This is a genomic window from Actimicrobium antarcticum, from assembly GCF_039536745.1.
GTDB lineage: Bacteria > Pseudomonadota > Gammaproteobacteria > Burkholderiales > Burkholderiaceae_D > Actimicrobium > Actimicrobium antarcticum.
This window is the reverse complement of the sequence record NZ_BAAAZE010000007.1, coordinates 92,614-111,201: the sequence shown is the minus strand read 5'-3', so window position 1 is coordinate 111,201 and position 18,588 is coordinate 92,614. Positions and strand designations below refer to the sequence as shown.

Below are 18,588 nucleotides of genomic sequence, written 5' to 3'. Positions count from 1 at the left end.
GGGCAGCGGTCTAGCGGTCGCCTTTTTCTTGGTTACTGCTTTTTGGCGAAGCAAAAAGAAGTGACCGGCTGCCGGGCCGCACCCGGCTTGGCTCCACGGAGCACAACCCGTTTTAACTACCGCAGAACTCACCGCGCAGGGAGCTTGACGCACGTTGGACTTCGCAGCCCAGCCTACGATCCTACCGCAGACCGCAGACCGCAGACCGCAGACCGCAGACCGCAGACCGCAGAACTCCCCACACAGGAAGCCTGACGCTTGTTGGGCTTCGCAGCCCAACCTACGATTCGGCAACAGGAAGCAGCGGTGGTGATACGCGCCGTCGCGATGCCGATCGTGCTTCCGCCACGCCATCCGCCCCGGCCCGCTGCCGCCAACCGGCGCCCTAACTCTCCACCCACTCCTTAATCCCATTCACCCAACTCTTCGCCGGCAACCGCGTCGTCGCCACCACCCCCGCCGCCATTGCATACAACTCAGCAAAATCAATCGCCACACGCTTCTTGAAGGCCAGCGCCACCACATTCCCTTCGTGTACCTCGGGCAAACAGATCACATCATCAAACGCAAACCGCATCGCTTTCAGATTGCGATTGAAACTCGGGTGATCGCCAAACAGGTTGACGGTCATGATGCCGTTTTCGCGCAGGCATGCCGCACAGGATAGATAAAACTCGGCCGATTCCAGTACCGGACCCTTGGCGGTGGCGTCATACAAGTCGACCTGCATGGCGTCGACCGTTGCCAGGTTGACCGGGTCGTTGACGAACAGATCCGCATCCATTTCCAGAACGCTGAAGCGGTCGTCTTCGGGGGGCAGCTTGAACATCGATTCGCAGATCGTGATGACGGAGGGATTCAATTCGACGGCAGTGACGCGGGTGTCGGGAAAGGTGCGGTAGCAGAATTTGGTCAGTGCACCGGTGCCTAGCCCGAGTTGCACCACATGTTCGGGCGCGTCGATAAAGAGCATCCAGGCCATCATTTGCTGGGCGTATTCGAGTTCGATCCAGTCCGGCTTGCGCAGCCGCATGGCGCCTTGCACCCACTCGGTACCAAAATGCAGGAAGCGCACGCCATCCTGTTCGGACAACGTGACCGGCGCGTATCTGATTTTGCGGGGAGGCTTTGGCGCGAGAGCGATGACGGGTTTTTTGCCAGGGCCGATTTTGTGGTTGGCCTGGGCTTCGATGGACTTGCGTTTGATAAGCATGGGATTGATTGCCTGAAAATGAGTCAGGCAATGATACCGCGCCAGTAGTCGAGCTTCTGCGCAAAGCCCATTTGCGCGTAGGCCGGTGACGACGATGGAAGTATCAGCGTATTGATGCAGGTGCCCGCAAACCAGGGCGCAAATTTGCCCGAGGTCTTGCCATTGAAGCAGACACGGTGCAGTTGCGGGCAGTCGCGTCGCAGACGGGCGAGGTCGCTGGAACGGGCGTGACGGATCGCGCTGTCGAGGCTGCCCCGGCGCTCGCAAGCATCGATAACATCCCATAGTCCGATACCCAGAAATCGCAGTTGCTGCAGCCTTTCCGGGTAGGGCAAGTCCGCCAGCGGCAGCTCCAGTACGGCCGATAACAGTGGCCAGAACTGGTTGCGCGGATGCGCATAGTACTGACCTGCGGCCAGTGACGCCACGCCCGGAAAACTGCCAAGGATCAGGATGCGGGTGGCGCTGTCGAATACCGGCGCAAGTCCGCCAGGGAGGTTGATGTCGTCGTGATTGGTCATCGCCAAAGTATAACCAGGCTGGTGCCCTCGTACTGCGCTCGCAGGCGTTACACTGGACTACGTTTCGTTTTAGCCAGGGTCGACATGCCAGTCCCGTTTTTGCGTAATCTCACCGGTGCCGTGCGCACGCGGCGTGCCAATCTGCAGCTTGGTGCTGTGCTCGCCTTCGTCGCGGGTGCCGTGAATGCGGGTGGTTTTCTGGCGGTCCACCAGTACACCTCACACATGACCGGCATCGTTTCGCTGATTGCCGATGAATTCATTCTTGGCAATATGCTGGTGGTCTTCACGGGGGTGTGCGCACTGCTGTCGTTCATTTCCGGTGCGGCCACGACCGCGATTCTGATCAACTGGGCCCGGCATCGGCAAATGTCGAGCGAGTACGCGATGTCGCTGGCGCTGGAGGCAATGCTGTTGCTGCTGTTCGGTTTGCTGGGTGCGAATCTGGAGACCTATGTGGCCGTGATTTTGCCGAGCACCGTGATGGTGTTGTGCTTCATCATGGGATTGCAGAACGCCATCGTGACCAAACTCTCGCAGGCGCAGATTCGCACCACGCACGTCACCGGACTGGTCACTGACCTGGGTATCGAACTGGGCAAACTGATTTACTGGAATCGCCGACACCGCGATGGCACCAGCAGTCTGGTGCGGGCCGATCGCGACAAACTGGGGATTCATCTGTTGATCCTGTCGATGTTTTTTGTCGGAGGCGTCTCGGGTGCATTCGGGTTCAAGCATCTGGGCTTTATTGCGACGTTGCCGTTGGCGTTCCTGTTGCTGCTGATGGCAGCGATCCCGATGTATGACGATATTGCGCCGCGCCTGCTTCGGCTACGGCAATTGAAGGAGCTCAAGCAGTCGTTCAGCAGCGCGGCGGACAAGGCACCGGAACCGTGAAGTACGCCCACGGCAAATGCACGACGCGCACCATAAAAAAAATTATTCGATGGAGATTACATGACCGAGCAATTCCGTTCCACGCGCAGCATCGATACGCTGATATCGACGTACTCCGAAAGCCATCTGCATCCTGCCAATGAACTGATCCACTGTGTCTGCGTGCCGGCGATTGTGCTGTCGATGCTCGGGATGCTCTGGTCGTTGCATCCGCTGGCAGCGCTGGGCGTGGTGCTGCTGTCGCTGGCGTATTACGTACGGTTGTCGCTGCCGCTGGCGCTGGGCATGTTGCTGATGTCGGCCGCGATGCTGGGCGTGATTGCCATGTTGCCACCGGCGCAGCGGCTGACGATATCGCTGGCGGTATTCGTGGTGGCCTGGATCGGCCAGTTCATCGGTCACAAAATCGAGGGCAAGAAGCCGTCCTTTTTTGATGACGTGCGCTTTCTGCTGATCGGGCCGCTGTTCGTGCTCGGTATCCTGTATCGCCGCCTGCAGGTGACGTATTGATCGCGGCCGCATGAGTCCGCGCATCGTGGTCTTCGGGAGTGGTTCGGTCGGTGCGTATGTCGGCGGGGCGCTGTTGCATGCCGGTGCCGATGTGATGCTGCTCGGACGTGAACGCATGCAGCAACGCATCCTCCGGCACGGTCTGGTACTCACCGATTTGCAGCAGCGCCGCATCGATCTCGACGCCGGTCAGGTGCCATACCGGCTCGACCCGCAAGTCCTGACCGAGGCAGACCTGATTTTGCTGACCGTCAAAAGCAGTGACACCGAACAGGCCGCGCAAACCATCCTGCAACATGCCCGGCCATCGTCCGTCGTGCTGAGTTTGCAGAATGGCGTCGGCAACACCGAAGCGCTGCGTCGCCAGTTGCCCGGCTGGCAGGTGCTGGGCGGCATGGTGCCCTTCAACGTCGTGCAAACCCCGGATGGTCGTCTGCATCGCGGCACGCAGGGCGAACTGATGGTGGAGGCTTCGCCTCAGTTATCGCCCTGGCTCGCGCACTTTGCCAAAGCCGGCCTGCCATTGCTCGAACGCGCCGATTTTGTGGCGGTCCAGTGGGGAAAATTGCTGCTGAACCTGAACAATCCGCTCAATGCGCTGTCCGGCCTGCCACTCAAAACTCAGTTGTCGCAACGCGCCTGGCGACGCTGCCTGGCACTGCTGGTCGATGAGGCCCTGGTCACGCTGGACGCCGCCGGCATCGTGCCGGCGCAGGTCGCAAAAATCCCGCCGCGCAAGTTGCCGTTGCTGTTGCGCTTGCCGAACTGGCTGTTCAAACGGATCGCGGCGCAAATGCTGCGCATCGACCCCGAGGCACGTTCATCGATGTGGGAAGACCTGCAGGCCGGGCGACGTACCGAAATCGACTACCTCAACGGCGCGGTGGTGGCGCTGGCAGCGTCGCTCGGGCGGACGGTGCCGGCCAATCAGTTACTGGTGGATCTGGTGCATCAAACTGAACGTGGGGAGAGCGGATCATGGGACGGCGCCGCGCTCTGGCAGGCTTTGCAGTGCGCGCGATGACCCTGAAGTAATGATGGATGGTCCGCACTGACAGCGACGTCATCAGCCGTTGCCGGCGCTGTCAGTGCGTGGAACCAACCGAGCGCCGTTGCCACTTAGTGTGAGCCGAGGCGTGGCTTGGCGTCCTGCGGAGGTCGCACGTCGCTCCGCAGACCTGCCGCGTCATGGTGTTTCCGGGCCGTCATGACTGCCCGGCCATCGACATGGTCAACACAGGTTAATCCACCAATGAACACGTTACGTCGCGCCTCCAGTTCGCAAATCCAGTTTCCGCTCGCATCAAGCCCGCCGACATCACCGCGATCGCTGTTTGCTCTTGACGCGACGCCGACCTTCCCGGGTGCGGGTCCGCGAACTCGCCCTGCCGGTCCGGATCGCCCAACCGACACGGCGCCAACCCGGCTCCCTGCACTTGATCCGCATGAGGCAAACGGTCCATGGGGCATGCGTCAGGACAAGCCCAAAGAGGACCCCGAAAAATATGCCGACTACTTCCGCGAAATCGCCTCAGGCTACCGAAAAAACATTAACCACATGATGGTGGAGCCGACGATTTGCCAACCGACACCGAAGGGGCTGACGCTACTGGTCGAGGACTTCGTTGCCCGCACCGGACATGCGCTGCGCGTCGTGGATCAGCAATCATCCAATGCGCCGCAGGACAGCATGGTCAAGCGTTTCGAGAGCTTCAGCAAAACCATCCGCGCCGATGTTTTCGATCAAGCCCGGCCTGTCGGCGTGATCCTCACTCTTGGCCAGCAGCATGCCTGTCCGGTACTTTTTGTGCGCCAGAATGACATCAATCATGTACTTGTATTTGATTCGACCTCGGGTTCGATGACCAGGGCGTATCGCGCTGTCGGACAATTTTTTCCTGATTGCAAAGTCTTGCTGAACGCTGGCACCCGACAGGTGGATTCGCAGTCGTGCATCACGGATGCGTTCGAAGTACTTTGCCGTGCCTTCACGATCGACAACCTGATCGACAAGATCAACGCCAAAATCATCCCCGAGAAAGTCGCCCCATCGCAAAGTCGCCTCCGAATTGCATCGCCTGCAGCCGACGTGCGTAATTTTCAGCTGTTCAGAATGCCGGAGGAGTTATGCTTCACGGCGCAGAAGACGGCGTTTGTGACCGACACTTCCGGGGCAGATCTTCAGATGCGCATTCAGGATGGCAAGGGGCGCGTGATGACGCTGGAGAATTTCATGCGCTCAAAAAAATCGGTGGTGATCGATAACCATCGTGGCAAACATCTGGGAATCAATTCCTACCTGCATGACATCAGCATCGATCATCAGATGCGCATCATGAAACTGGTCGAGCAAAAAATGCTTGAGGATGAAGCAGGGAGTTCGGATACCTCGCGGGCTTTCTCCTGAGCGAGCAGCGGCGAACGGTCGAGCCGATTGCCGGTCAGGGGCAGCGAGCGACACGCATCACCCGGTGCGTTACAGCATATATGTTTTCGCTACGGGATTGCAGAACCGTCCCCCGCCGGGCGCTTCGACTGCGACCTTGCCGGCACCGGCAGTTGTTATTGGCAGCCATCAGTGCCAGGAAAATGCGGCGGCGGTTATTGGTGGGGCGGCGGTCCGAGGTCATCGGCCTGATGAGGGATATGCCTTGATATATCCCATGCCATTGCCCATGCCTTGGTATCTATCGGAGTTAAAGAGGGGAAGCCATTAGCCAAGTCGCCAAACCATTCACCAACGGTCGCAGCCAAGCGGTACGTTTGTCCGTCGCGTATCGCTTCGATGCAAAAGAAGTTTTCATACGTCAAGACCCGGAAACAGGGGATGTGATTTTGTCGCGCAGGCCAGCCACCTGGGATAGTTTTTTCTCCGCGCTCGACAACGGCGCAGTAACAGCCGATTTTCCGGGCAAGAAGGAGCGTCATCAGGGAACGCAAAATCGCGATCCCTTTGAGGCGTGGAGCGAGTGAAAAGTTACATGCTAGACACCAACACGGCGAGTCACTTGATCAGGGCGCATCCTGCCGTTTCCCGGCGCATCGTGGCCTTGCCCATGGCGTCCCTTTGCATTTCGTCTATTAACGAGAGTGAATTGCTTTTTGATCTGGCAAAGCGCCCCGAGGCTAAGCGACTTAATATTTCCTTAAGGTAATTTTTCAGTGCGTTGCTGTGTTGCCTTGGTATCGCATCATTGCAAAACGTTACGAGGTACATGTTTCCATTTACGCCGGCGCGCTGCAATCACTTGTCCAGCGCATCAAGGAATGGCATCGCCGGATCGCTGGAGTAGACAATTACCACGCGTAGTGGCTCGGTTGCACTGCGATTAAAACCGGTCATCTTTACATTCGCAGGTTCCACCATCGCCTCACCGGCTTTCACCGTGATCGGCGCGCGTCCCTCAAGTTCCAACGTGAATGTGCCTTCGAGGACGTACACCACCACCGGAAAGCGATGGGTGTGGAAAACCGTCTTGTCGCCCGGTTTGAAACTCGCCGTCAGTACGCTGACCTCTTGCCGGTCGCCTTTGGGCATGCCCGGCACAAGCTCCTTCAGGAGCAGCTGCGGCTTTGTGACACCCTGCGCTTGCGCCATCGAAGATAGTCCGGACAATACAAGCAAACAACCGAAAACGTTCGACCTGGTCATCATGGTTTGATCTCCTATGCAGGATCTGCTTCGTCACCTGCCACAACAGAACGGCTTTTCCTGAATCTACAAGGAATCTACTAGATATAGCAGCATTGGCAACCGGATAGGTCAATCAGGGCGAAGATAAGTGGAATTTGCAGTGCGCCAGAGATGACCATACAGCAGCCGCCAGTCGGGTTTGATTTTCCATTCCGACCCAGAGCCAAGTGCGTCTGCCCGGCCTTGGATCGATCACCTGCAAGCACGCCAAGCCCGTGATTTTTCAGCGATGCCGGCCCCGCCAATGGCGGGCGGCGAGCACGGCAAGTGTTAGCGCTGTCAGCGGCAGCACGACCGTCAGCATTACCGGGCCATAGGTCGCCACGGCGTCGTGCTGTTGTGCTGCAAGAAGCAGAAAGGACATATACACCACGTAGTATCCCAAGAACAGCGCACCTTCCCAACGCGAGATTTCGTGACCAGTAAAGAAGATCGGCAGACAGGCCAGGGCCACGGCGATCATGACCAGCATGTCGAAGCTCAACATGGCCTGCGCCACCGGCAGTTCTGCTGGCGCCACCAGACTCGACACACCAAGCACGCCGAGGATATTGAACGTGTTGCTGCCGATGACGTTGCCGACGGCGATATCGCGGTCACCACGCAGGGCAGCCACCAGTGAGGTGGCGACCTCGGGCAGAGAAGTCCCGAAGGCGACGATGGTCAAGCCGATCACCATTTCGCTCAGACCTAGCGCTCTGGCGAATGTCACCGCAGCGTCCACCAGCCACGTTGAGCCCAGCACAAGCAAGACCAGTCCGCCGGCGATCAGCATGAGTTGCATGCTCCAGTGGCGATCCCATCCGTCGACAACCGGCGCAGCGAATTCCCGCGCGTATTCGTCCTGGGTTGCCTTGCTTTCCGCGCGGCTTTGTCTAATCAGAAATACGATGTACATGACCAGCAGGCCGAACAGCAACGCGCCGTCCATGCGACCGATACCGCCATCCAGAGCCAGCGCAAACAGCAGTAACGAAGCACCCAGCATGACCGGTACTTCCTGACGTATCAGTTGTGGCGCCACCACCAGCGGCGTGATCAGTGCCGATACGCCCAGAATGAACAGGATGTTGAAGATATTGCTGCCGACGACATTGCCCATCGCGATATCGACCTGACCGCCCCACGCTGCACGGACCGATACTGCCAATTCCGGCGCGCTGGTACCGAAAGCAACCACGGTGAGTCCCAGCACCAGCGGCGAAATACCAAATGACAGCGCGAGTTTCGACGCGCCACGCACCAAAAACTGCGCCCCGACTATCAGAGCGACCAGGCCGATCGCGAACATAACAAAGCTCATGTGCTTACCCCATCGTTGTTTGTTGGCAATCGTTGTTCGCGGTTCATTCCTCGGACGATTTCGCGATCCTGGTAGAGCACATCAACGTGCATCCTGATGCGCGACAAAGCATTGATGTGATCCTGTTAAATCGGTTCCCCTTGCGGACGGCCACCGCGACTTTGTGCAGGCGACGGTGTGAAGATGCCCGGCGCACGAACTGATCGAAACCGCATGATGGACCAGTCGCTTGTCTGGTTGCCGTCGGCGCGGGATTCAACAATCTTCCGCATGGAATTGTCTCCATTGGGCGCAAGTGAAACACGCGCTCACCATAACGACTAAATCGCTTTTTAAAAAGCAGAGAAATTCTTATCCATGTTCCTGTAAAGACTCCCCGGGATTGTCGGACCCATGGGCCATCGCGCGGCGCCGCGGTTCCTGCCGCGAAAACAAACGACGACGCTATCGGGGGCAGCGCCCGGCAGCAAGTTCAGTCACCATGCAGGCGTGCAACTTCGGCGGCCGCGATTTCGTGCAGAGGGCGATTGGAACACCTGGAGCCTTGGTTTGCCGTGCCTTGTAGCGAGATATGAACTCAGCTACCGCGAGATTCCCAACGCTTGCGTAAAAAACGGGCACAGCTAAAATCCGGCATGGTTACTGGCCTGCGGACGAGGTGCACAGGGTTATGCACAATGTTATTCACACAATGTGGGCATAAGTTGGCATCCGCTGACCGGCGTTCGGAAGCGAACGCCGGTCAGCGGGTTGGTTTGTCAACGGTGACCTGTCACAACGCCTACAACAAGCCCATCTTCTTCGCCGCCAGCGTCAGTTCTCCGCGGAAGTCCGGATGCGCAATCGCGATCATTTCACGTGCACGCTGCCTGGCGGATTTGCCACGCAGTTGCGCGACGCCAAATTCGGTGACGACGTAGTTCACATCGTTCTTGCTGGTGCTGATATGGGTGCCCTCCGGCAGGGTTGCCGAGATCCGTGAAATGGTGTCGTTCTTCGCCGTGGCAGGCACCACGATGAAGGCCTTGCCACCTTCGGAACGGTTGGCTGCCCGCACAAAATCCGACTGCCCGCCAGTGCCGGAATACGGCAGGCTGGCCAGGCTTTCGGAGCCGCACTGGCCGAGCAGGTCGACCTGCAGCGTGGCGTTGATGGCGGCGAGCTTGTTGTTCTGGCCGGCCAGGTAGGGATCATTGGTGAAGTCGGATGGATGCATCTCGACCATGGGGTTGCGGTCGATGAACTGGTACAGCTTGCGCGAACCGAGCACGAAGGTACCGACGATTTTTCCGTGCAGGTAGGTCTTCTTGCTGCAATCGACCGCACCGCATTCGACCAGTGACAGGATGCCGTCACCGATCATTTCGGAATGGATGCCAAGGTTTTTCTTTTTACTGAGTTGCATCACTACCGCGTCCGGAATTCCGCCGTAACCGATCTGCAGTGTCGAGCCATCCTCGATCAGGTCGGCCACATAACTGCCGATCGCCTGCTGTACCGGACCAATGACCGGCATGCCCACTTCGGCCAGTGCTTCGTCGCTTTCCACCAGCGCAGTGACTTTGGAAATATGGATATGGCAATTGCCGTTCGCAAACGGCACATGCGGATTGACTTCCAGCACCACCACACGCGCTCTGGAGATCGCTGCCATCGTGTAATCGGTACCGAGGCTGATCGAGAAATAACCATGGGCATCCATCGGCGAGGCGATGGCAAACACCACGTCGGCAGCGATCAGCCCCTGCCGGATCATCACCGGAATTTCGGAAAAATAATTCGGGATGTAATCCACCCAGCCAGCCTGGCCGCCCGGACGCGACGCGGGTCCGAAGAACAGTGCCGAATGCTGCACGTTCTCGGCGGTCTCGGGATCAAAATAGCCGTATTTGCGTACCGCCAGAATCTGCAGCACCTTCACGCCCTGAAAGTCACGCCGATGTTCCGACAGCGCCGTCAGCAAGGTCGGTGGCTCGCCCACGCCGGTCGGAACGATGATGGAATCGCCATTGCGAACCAGCCGGATGGCCTCATCGGCGGTCGTGCGCTTGCTGTTGTAGCTTGCTTGTGCGGACATGCTGTCTCCTGACGGTGCGCCGCTTTCCGTTGGTCTGGAAGTGCGGCTTTTTTATGATGATGGGGCGTGAATTTCCTTGGAAGAAACTTCTGCTGACGTGTTGCAGTTCCTCCAACTTGCGTGTGCCGGCATGATGACCGAGTTACCTTTCCTGCACCTTACACGATAGGCACGCAGTATTTCTTTCAATCGTGTCTGCGCCTTGTGGCGGGAGTCGTCTCGGTTATGCGGGCCGGACGTTACCGAAGCGCTGACAACAAAACCAGCTGGCGCATTACCCGGTCTGGCGCGTCAGGAACGGTTGCGCTATCCCGATGCGTGTGGCCAGGCTGAAGTTGGCTTAGCCGAGTGCGTGGCGCTTGGCTTTTTGTTCACATTGTCGCTTCCGGAAAGCATTCGGTAGTGCGCCCTGTCACGATCATGGTGATTCCGGCAAGTCGCGGACAGTATCTTGTAACTATCAGCAGCGATGGCTGCTGTCGGTTCCAACCTGCCAAGTCCAATGATCCCAACAACTATCAGCGTACCTATTCAGACCGTCTGCAAGCAGCAAGGCTCGGCCGTCATCGAATTCACGGTGATCGGCCCGCTGCTGGTGATGATGGGTCTGTCGATACTGCAATACGGCCTGCTGTACTTTGCAAAAAACCAGTACAACCATGCAAGTTTCATGGCCGCTCGCGCCGGCAGTGTCACCAACGCCAGCCTGACCAGCATCGAACAAGCCTACGCTGCTGCACTCGTCCCGATTTATGGCGGCGGTACCAATCCCGCCATGCTGCAGGCCGCGTTCGCACGCGCATTGAGCGACGTTCAGGCCAACGCCCGCATCGACATCCTCAATCCCACCTCTGAAAGTTTTACCGATTTCAACAGCCCGATCTTGCAGGCACGCTACGGCTTGCAAGGCGGCAGGCACGTCATCCCGAACAGCGGACAGGCGTTCAAGCCAGCCAGCATCGTCATGCCGCAATCCGGCCAGAACATCCAGGACGCCAATCTGCTGAAGCTGCGCATCACGATGGGCTATCGGCCGCAAGTGCCGCTCGTGGGCCAGATCTACACCCGCTATCTGCGCTGGCTGGACAACGGTGCCGATCCGGCCGCGTCTGCCCTGATCAAAGCCGGCCGCATCCCTGTCGTCACCCACGTCACGCTGCAGATGCAATCGGATGCGATCGAAGGAAGCAGCTTCTCGACATCCGGTCCCATCCATGGCGTGCCACCGACCGATCCAGGCAATCCGCGATCACCCGCAGGCCCCGCACCGGATTGCGGCAGCGCCTTTTGTACCGAACCTGCATCGCCATCCGCTTCTGAACCGCCTCTGGAGCCGCCATGCTTCTGATGTTCTTGCGGCATACATCCTTGCAGCGCTTTGTCGCCTTCCTACTGCTTGTCGTGATCAGCGCGACCCAGGGTTTGTCACCTCTGGCGCAGGCCGCCACGCCGGTCTGGCAAATCTGTAATCCGCCTCCGGTCTGCTTCGCCAGCAAGGAAGCCAAACAAGTCTGGGCTGAAGAAAACCATTGCCGATTCATCGAAGATGTTTGCGACCAAACATCTGCCAGTGCCGACAACAAAGGTGCCAGCGATGCCGACCAGGGTTTATGGGGCAGTGCATGGAATGATGTCAAAGCCGGACTGGTCTACGGCTATGAATTCGTCAAGGGTTTGCTGACCGGATTGAAAGACCAGATCACTGACTTGCTCAGCCTGATCGGCAATCTCGACGACGTCATACTCGGTTTGATCGACCTCGGCAAAGCCTTTTACGCCGATCCCAAAGGCACCCTGCTGAAACTGGCCGAACTGCTCGGCCAGGAAGCCGTCGACGTCATCACCCGCGCTACGCAATGTGGCGCTTACGACCTCGGCAAGGTCATCGGCACCTACGTCAGCCCCGCCATCATGCTCAAGCTGGCCACGCGCCTGACTAAATATGCCGGCAAGCTTTCAGAGGCAGTCGCAGCGGTCAAGCATGACTTCGGCTGCGCCAGCTTCGCCGCCGGCACCTTGGTGCGGACGTCGCAAGGTCTGCTCCCGATCGAGCAGATCACCATCGGCCGGCAAGTCGCCTCGCGCCACGAGCGCAGCTACGCCGACCGACCGCAAGCCGTCACCCGCACCTTCGGCCGCATCGCCCCGAGCTACCGCCTGCTGCAAACCGAGTTCGACACCTTCAAGCTGACGGACGAACACCCGCTGTGGGTGCAGGGCAAAGGCTGGACCGAAGCCCGCCATATCACCGACGACGACGTCATCGCAGGCCAGCGCGGCGATGCGCTGGTGTTGCGCAATGATGCGGTAGCGCTGCCGCTGCAGGTGTACAACTTTAGTGTTGCGGGGACCGACGGTTATTTTGTCGGGGCGGGTGGGGTTTGGGCGCATAACGCGAAGTGCACTATTAATCGGCTGCGTAAAGCTAACGCTGAGGATGCTGCGAAGCTTGGATATGACCGATTGATAAAAGACCCGCCGTTTAATCCTCATGGACAGAAAGTATTCGGTAATGGAAAAAATTTTATTAGTCCCGACGTCGACGGCCACAATGGGGGAGTGTGGAAGCTTGTAAATAAAAAAGGCCAGCGGATTGCTACGTTGGATGGTGAGTTGAAAGTAATAAAGGACTGAAATGACTTTTAATATTACTGCAGTAGATGGGGTAAATTACAGTGACGATTTGCCAAGATGCGAAATTGAAATGAATGGCTATCTTGAAAACTGTCCTTTGATGACTGACCTGTGGGGGCTCGAGGACTACAGGCGACAATGGCGGACTGCGCTCACCTTTCTTTATGAAGGAAAAGTGAAAAAATGCATGCTGGTTACCGATATTAATAAAATGCATGTAAATACGGCACTTTGTTATTGGGCTTTATATGCAAACGGAGATTTGATTTATATACATGACATTACTGTAAAAAATCCAGGTGTGGAACTGGTTATCGATCCCATTAAAATTGAAAGTTTCATTCTTCCTCGATTCGATGAGGACGAAGATGATGATTAGGACGAGGAATCGCTTCCACCTCAGGAGTGGACAATAAAATTTCAGGATATATTTCATCTGGTCCGGTAGGTTGGGCTGCAAAGCCCAACGTGCGTCAAGTTGCGGTGCGACCTCAGTTGCCGCAGGTCGGGCAGGGTGGTTGACGCATGTTGGGCTTCGCAGCCCAACCGGACTAATAATATGAAATGGCAACGACTGATAGATTTAAAGGATGAATATTTAAAAGTTGGTACGTGTCTTAGATTTCATCCTTGCGATTTTTTCGCCGGAGAGCGTGTGGTCGAAATCATGATGTGTCCTTCAAGTTCAGACTATGCAGTGTTTGAATTTTTCGTTACCGCGGGATACGAAAGTGGAACCAGAATAGGTTTTGTGCCAATTGCTTCAATGGATAAGGGCGATCAATTGGGAACTTCATGGCTTATCGAAAACTGGTACAAGTACATTTATTCAGAGTCTAATCTGCATGACGTTTATGTTGGAAGGAAAAGATCCATAAAAAAACTTCCTTTTGAAAAAGTGTGAAATGAAATTAAATTTTTCTACATCCAATTTTGATTGGATAAGCGCTGAACAATGGCAAGATGATATTTTCTGGAATGGAATATTCATAGCGTTCTCGGAGGACCTGAAAGTATTTGGTTGCCGAAAGGAGGATGCGATAGCAATAATTTGTTCATCCTACCGATATGGAATAGCTTATGAAATTTATGGAATTTCAAATGATATTGCAGGTGTTCCTCTTGGTTATTTTCCAGAAGAGGCTCTTTTTAAAGGACCTGGAAAGTGCATAGATAAGCAATGGTTATGCAGTAACTGGGATTCTCATTTCGGGGTGTTACTTCCGAAACTAGAACATATATGGTTTTCTGTTGGCACAGGATTTTAGTGTCAGGTGGCGCCGGTAACTTACGTTTGTTAATTGAAAACCGGTAGGTTGGGCTGCAAAGCCCAACATGCGTCACCATTTACAGACCGTTTTGATCAATTTAATGAATAACTCTTTTTAATTAATCGACGATAGGATAATGGGATTACATACCAAATTACCGGTTTTGTACAAAGAGAGACAAAGCCAGCCTATGAGTTCTGAAATGCAGCTCCAGTATCGTCCATTAATAAACCAACCAACATCAAGAGAAACCCCATGCCATCAACCTTCATCCTCGGCAACCTGCTTGGCCGCGCTCTCGTCAGCTATGCGCTGATCTGGCTCGTTTGCTGGCTGGCGAGTCGCCTGAACTGGCGCATTGCGTTCACGCGCAGTGGCCGCTGGTACAGCGTGCTGGCGGTCATTGTACTGACGCTGCTCGGGATGGGCGCAGCGGTTGTGCGCAAGGGCGGGTTATGACGATGCATGCACCATCCCGACCACGTCGGCGCTTCGCGGTGATGGCAGCAATCATTGCGGCGCATCCAACCGTGCTGCTGGCAAAGCCGGCTCCGCGCGAAATGGAAATCCACAAGGTTCCTGAGCTAGGCCTGGAAATCTGGGTAGAGAATCAGCCGCCGTGGGACGCAAAGCTAACCAATATTTCCGGGCATACAACCTTCGCGGCGCAAAGCCCGTTGACCTACCATCCGCCAACCGTGATGACCTATGCCAGCTGGCCAAAATTACTGGTCACGCCAGCGATGCTGCCCGATGTGGCAACTTCGGCGATCCGGCAAGCCAGCCAGAACTTTGGGCTGGATGCCGGTCGCAGTCGCAGCCTGGCGATCAAGCCGGCTACCCATGGCAACTTGCAGGGCTTCGAAACCGATTTCGTGGGTAAGTCGGACGGCGTGGCGATGGACGTCAGGATATTTGTCGGACAAGCACCGGGAACATTCCCGGTCGCACTGACGGTCTACACCCTGCAAGGCAAGATGCGTCACCTCGACGAATCCATCCGGCGGGGATGGGGCCAGCTAAAATACCTGAGTCCCGCGCTCAAGCGGTAAATCAACTTCGTCCATTCCGCCATGCCCATCGCCACGACACCCGCAACGCCTTATTACGCCGTCATTTTCACGTCACTGCTGTCCGAACCCAATCCGGCCTACGATGAGATGGCTGAAGCGATGGTGGCGCTGGCGGCACAGCAACCGGGCTTTCTCGGGATCGAATCGGCGCGGGAGTCGGTCGGCATCACTGTGTCCTATTGGACCGGGCTGGAGGCAATCGCCGCATGGAAGAACAACGCCGCGCATCTGGTAGCACAGCAACGTGGCCGGGACGACTGGTATGCGACGTATCGGGTACGGATTTGTCGGGTGGAACGGGAGTACGGGTTGTAGATACCCGGACGCAAAAATGGCGCAGCCACCCGAAAGTGATTGCGCCATTATTTAGCGTCGCCGGTTGTTACCGGCAGCCAGTCTTACCGACTAGCCATCCCCAGCAACAACTCATTCAACCGCTTCACGAACGCCGCCGGATCCGTCAGCGCGCCGCCTTCAGCCAGCATGGCTTGGTCGAACAGGATATTCGCCCAGTCGTCGAACTTGGCTTCTTCGTATTTCAGGCGCTGCACCAGCGGATGATCCGGATTGATTTCAAGGATGGGTTTCGAATCCGGCGCGCTTTGACCGGCTGCCTTCAGCATGCGCATCAGGTTGCCCGACAGTTCGTTCTCGTCGACCACCAGGCAGGCGGGTGAATCGGTCAGGCGGAACGTGACCCGAACATCCTTGGCCTTGTCGCTCAGCGCGGTTTTCATTTTCGCGACCAGGTCGTGGTACTGGACTTCGGTTTCTTCGTGCTGCTTTTTCTCGGCTTCGTCTTCGAGTTTGCCCAGATCCAGTCCACCCTTGGCCACCGAGGTCAGTTCCTTGCCGTCGAACTCGGTCAGGAACGACAGCATCCATTCATCCACGCGATCCGTCATCAACAGGACTTCGACGCCTTTCTTGCGGAAGATTTCGAGGTGCGGGCTGTTTTTGGCGGCGATGAAGGATTCACCGGTGGCGTAATAGATCTTGTCCTGGCCTTCTTTCATGCGTCCGATGTAATCGGCGAACGACACGGTTTGCGCACTGTCGTCAGTCTGCGTCGACGAGAAGCGCAGCAGCTTGGCGATGCGGTCCTTGTTGGTCGCGTCCTCGCCGATGCCTTCTTTCAGGACCTGACCGAACTCGTTCCAGAAGGTGACGTACTTGTCTTTTTCGGCTTGCTCGTCATTGTTGGCCAGCTCTTCCAGCATCGACAGCACGCGCTTGGTCGAACCTTCACGGATCACCTTGACGTCGCGCGATTCCTGCAGCAATTCACGCGAGACATTCAGCGGCAAGTCGTTCGAATCAATCACACCCTTGGTGAAGCGCAGGTACACCGGCATCAGCTGCTCGGCATCGTCCATGATGAACACGCGCTTGACGTACAGCTTGATGCCGCCGCGTTTGTTGCGATCCCACAGGTCGAACGGCGCGCGCGCAGGAATGTAGAGCAGTTGCGTGTATTCGCTGCGACCTTCGACGCGGTTATGCGTGTAGGTCAGCGGCGCTTCGAAGTCATGCGAGACATGCTTGTAGAACTCGACGTACTGTTCCGGCGTGATCTCGTTGCGGTTGCGGGCCCACAGGGCACTGGCCTGGTTGATGGTCTCGACGTCGGTGGTGACGACGGATTCTTTTTTCTCTTCGTCCCATTCTTCTTTCTGCATCTGGATCGGCAGCGAAATATGGTCCGAGTATTTGCGGATGATCGATTTCAGTTTCCAGTCCGACAGGAACTCGTCCTGGTCGGCGCGCAAATGCAGCGTGATGGTGGTGCCGCGCTGTGGCTTGTCGATGGCCTCGACCGTGAAGTCGCCGGCGCCTTCGGATTCCCAGCGCACGCCTTCGGACGCTGGCAGGCCAGCACGGCGCGTATCCACCGTGATCCGGTCGGCAACAATAAAGCCAGAATAAAAACCGACGCCAAATTGCCCGATCAGGGCAGCGTCTTTTTGCTGGTCGCCCGACAGCTGCGAAAAGAAATCCTTGGTGCCTGATTTGGCAATTGTGCCGAGATGGGCGATGGCCTCCTCGCGGCTCATGCCAATGCCGTTGTCGGCGATGGTGATGGTGCGTGCCGTCTTGTCGAAACCGACCGTGATTTTCAGTTCGGAATCCTCTTCGTACAGCGCGGCATTGTTGATGCCTTCAAAGCGCAGCTTGTCAGCGGCGTCGGAGGCATTCGAGATCAGCTCGCGTAGGAAAATTTCCTTGTTCGAGTACAGCGAGTGGATCATCAGCTGCAGCAGCTGGGTGACTTCGGTCTGAAAGCCAAGGGTTTGCTTTTCGGTTGTGGTCATTGTTGCCTCGGAGTGGGATTGATCGTGGTTACTGCTAGCGGTCAACGTGGGGATGGTGCGGGTGAATTCAAGGCGCGACTGATCTGCAGTCATGCCAAATCCTCAACTCAGCAAGCCGTCCCGTCCCTTCATCTCCAGCACATCGATTACGCAGCGCAGTTTCGGTAGCAAATGCCGGGTCTGCGGCCACACCGCATAGATCTCGGTCTGGCAGGTCGACACGGCATCCAGCACGCTGACCAGCGCGCCGCTGCGTAATGGCTCGCGCACCAGAAACGACGGCAGTTGGCATATCCCGCAGCCGGCCAGCGCCATCGCCAGCACCGCATCGCCATCGCCGACTTCGTACGTCGACGGTGGCGCAAAGCGCATCGGTTGGCCATGGTCGTCCATCGCGCTCCAGGTCATTGGCGTATTGCGCCGGTAACCAACGATGCAGTCATACCGGTCCAGGTCGGCAATCGATTGCGGTGCACCGCCTTTTCTGGCCAGGTAGTGCGGCGAGGCGCAGATCAGCTGGCGCTGGCTGCTTAGCAGCTTGGCGACCAGTCCGCTGGAATCCTTGATCGCGCCAAACCGGATCAACAGGTCGATGCCTTCTTCGATCGGATCGATCAGGTTGTCGGTGAAGGTCAGGGTCAGGGTCAAAGCGGGATAGGCCTGCGTGAGTTCAGCCAGAATGGGCAATATCACGCCGCGTCCGAAGGCAGCCGGCATGTCGATGCGCAGCCGTCCGCTGGGGGTCTGATGACCGTTTTGCAGCGCCAGTTCGGCGTCGGCGATGCCGTCCAGCGCGGTCGCGCAACTGGCAAAGTACGCCGCGCCATCGACGGTCAGGGCAATTTTGCGGGTGGTGCGATGGAACAGCTTGATCGACAGCCGCTGTTCGAGGCGGGCGATGCTTTTTCCGACCGCAGATTTGGTAATGCCCAGACGTTCCGCCGCAGCGGTGAAGCTGCCAGCGCGTGCCGCTGCAACAAAAATGGCGACGCCGGTGAATTGCTCTGTCTGGGCCATTGGGGATTTTCAGTCTACTGAGTGGGGAAAGAACGGTAGTTTATCGCAGAATAATTCACCAGT

20 protein-coding genes are annotated in these 18,588 nt (G+C 57.1%); 13 read left to right on the top strand and 7 right to left on the bottom strand.

Annotated elements, in window-relative coordinates:
- Positions 1-385: 385 nt before the first annotated feature.
- Together ABD720_RS06715 and ABD720_RS06710 are read right to left on the bottom strand one after the other, a co-directional pair.
- The gene (locus tag ABD720_RS06715) at positions 386-1,213 is read right to left on the bottom strand and encodes a spermine/spermidine synthase domain-containing protein (RefSeq protein WP_344762495.1); all 828 of its coding nucleotides are present in this window, start codon (positions 1,211-1,213) and stop codon (positions 386-388) included.
- A 23-nt stretch (positions 1,214-1,236) separates the two neighbouring features.
- Positions 1,237-1,734 (bottom strand): DNA-deoxyinosine glycosylase, encoded by a 498-nt coding sequence (locus ABD720_RS06710; RefSeq protein ID WP_344762494.1) that lies wholly within the window; start codon positions 1,732-1,734, stop codon positions 1,237-1,239.
- A gap of 84 nt (positions 1,735-1,818) precedes the next feature.
- On the opposite strand from ABD720_RS06710, the gene ABD720_RS06705 reads away from it, so the two are divergent.
- The 5 genes from ABD720_RS06705 (at position 1,819) to ABD720_RS06685 (ending at position 6,117) form a co-directional block, all read left to right on the top strand.
- Complete coding sequence (locus ABD720_RS06705) at positions 1,819-2,634, top strand: YoaK family protein (protein ID WP_344762493.1); 816 nt, start codon at positions 1,819-1,821, stop codon at positions 2,632-2,634.
- Between the two features lie 60 nt (positions 2,635-2,694).
- The gene (locus ABD720_RS06700) at positions 2,695-3,144 is read left to right on the top strand and encodes an Mpo1 family 2-hydroxy fatty acid dioxygenase (protein WP_344762492.1); all 450 of its coding nucleotides are present in this window, start codon (positions 2,695-2,697) and stop codon (positions 3,142-3,144) included.
- Positions 3,145-3,154: 10 nt separating this feature from the next.
- Positions 3,155-4,168, top strand: coding sequence for a 2-dehydropantoate 2-reductase (locus ABD720_RS06695; protein WP_344762491.1), 1,014 nt, complete (start codon positions 3,155-3,157; stop codon positions 4,166-4,168).
- 228 nt (positions 4,169-4,396) lie between these two features.
- Positions 4,397-5,551, top strand: coding sequence for a hypothetical protein (locus ABD720_RS06690; protein WP_344762490.1), 1,155 nt, complete (start codon positions 4,397-4,399; stop codon positions 5,549-5,551).
- 356 nt (positions 5,552-5,907) lie between these two features.
- Positions 5,908-6,117: an antitoxin gene (locus ABD720_RS06685; RefSeq protein ID WP_344762489.1), complete on the top strand. Its 210-nt coding sequence runs from the start codon at positions 5,908-5,910 to the stop codon at positions 6,115-6,117.
- Between the two features lie 271 nt (positions 6,118-6,388).
- Here the strand turns inward: ABD720_RS06685 and ABD720_RS06680 are convergent, their stop codons facing one another.
- The 3 genes from ABD720_RS06680 to ABD720_RS06670 form a co-directional block, all read right to left on the bottom strand.
- Positions 6,389-6,742 carry a cupin domain-containing protein gene (locus ABD720_RS06680; RefSeq protein ID WP_344762488.1) on the bottom strand — a complete coding sequence of 118 codons (354 nt, stop codon included), beginning with the start codon at positions 6,740-6,742 and terminating at the stop codon, positions 6,389-6,391.
- Positions 6,743-7,061: 319 nt separating this feature from the next.
- Entirely contained in the window at positions 7,062-8,141 is a 1,080-nt protein-coding gene (locus ABD720_RS06675; RefSeq protein ID WP_344762487.1) for a calcium/sodium antiporter, read from the bottom strand.
- Between the two features lie 781 nt (positions 8,142-8,922).
- Entirely contained in the window at positions 8,923-10,218 is a 1,296-nt protein-coding gene (locus ABD720_RS06670; protein ID WP_344762486.1) for an acetyl-CoA hydrolase/transferase family protein, read from the bottom strand.
- Between the two features lie 502 nt (positions 10,219-10,720).
- On the opposite strand from ABD720_RS06670, the gene ABD720_RS06665 reads away from it, so the two are divergent.
- From ABD720_RS06665 to ABD720_RS06630, 8 genes are all read left to right on the top strand, one after another.
- Positions 10,721-11,566: a TadE family protein gene (locus ABD720_RS06665; RefSeq protein ID WP_344762485.1), complete on the top strand. Its 846-nt coding sequence runs from the start codon at positions 10,721-10,723 to the stop codon at positions 11,564-11,566.
- A complete protein-coding gene (locus ABD720_RS06660) occupies positions 11,557-12,852 on the top strand; it encodes a polymorphic toxin-type HINT domain-containing protein (RefSeq protein WP_344762484.1) in 1,296 nt (431 codons plus the stop codon). The genes ABD720_RS06665 and ABD720_RS06660 overlap by 10 nt, the downstream gene beginning before the upstream one ends.
- A 1-nt stretch (position 12,853) precedes the next feature.
- Positions 12,854-13,231 carry a hypothetical protein gene (locus ABD720_RS06655; RefSeq protein WP_344762483.1) on the top strand — a complete coding sequence of 126 codons (378 nt, stop codon included), beginning with the start codon at positions 12,854-12,856 and terminating at the stop codon, positions 13,229-13,231.
- Between the two features lie 180 nt (positions 13,232-13,411).
- Positions 13,412-13,756, top strand: a complete 345-nt coding sequence (imm45, locus tag ABD720_RS06650) for an Imm45 family immunity protein (protein WP_344762482.1) — start codon at positions 13,412-13,414, stop codon at positions 13,754-13,756.
- 1 nt (position 13,757) lies between these two features.
- Positions 13,758-14,120: a hypothetical protein gene (locus ABD720_RS06645; RefSeq protein ID WP_344762481.1), complete on the top strand. Its 363-nt coding sequence runs from the start codon at positions 13,758-13,760 to the stop codon at positions 14,118-14,120.
- Between the two features lie 258 nt (positions 14,121-14,378).
- Positions 14,379-14,582 (top strand): hypothetical protein, encoded by a 204-nt coding sequence (locus ABD720_RS06640; RefSeq protein ID WP_344762480.1) that lies wholly within the window; start codon positions 14,379-14,381, stop codon positions 14,580-14,582.
- A gap of 2 nt (positions 14,583-14,584) precedes the next feature.
- Positions 14,585-15,175, top strand: coding sequence for a hypothetical protein (locus ABD720_RS06635; protein WP_344762479.1), 591 nt, complete (start codon positions 14,585-14,587; stop codon positions 15,173-15,175).
- 21 nt (positions 15,176-15,196) lie between these two features.
- The gene (locus ABD720_RS06630) at positions 15,197-15,511 is read left to right on the top strand and encodes an antibiotic biosynthesis monooxygenase family protein (protein WP_344762478.1); all 315 of its coding nucleotides are present in this window, start codon (positions 15,197-15,199) and stop codon (positions 15,509-15,511) included.
- Between the two features lie 83 nt (positions 15,512-15,594).
- Here ABD720_RS06630 and htpG read toward each other — a convergent pair whose 3' ends face one another.
- Both htpG and ABD720_RS06620 read right to left on the bottom strand, forming a co-directional pair.
- Positions 15,595-17,508, bottom strand: coding sequence for a molecular chaperone HtpG (gene htpG, locus ABD720_RS06625; protein ID WP_344762477.1), 1,914 nt, complete (start codon positions 17,506-17,508; stop codon positions 15,595-15,597).
- A gap of 102 nt (positions 17,509-17,610) precedes the next feature.
- Positions 17,611-18,525, bottom strand: a complete 915-nt coding sequence (locus tag ABD720_RS06620; protein ID WP_344762476.1) for a LysR family transcriptional regulator — start codon at positions 18,523-18,525, stop codon at positions 17,611-17,613.
- Positions 18,526-18,588: the final 63 nt, after the last annotated feature.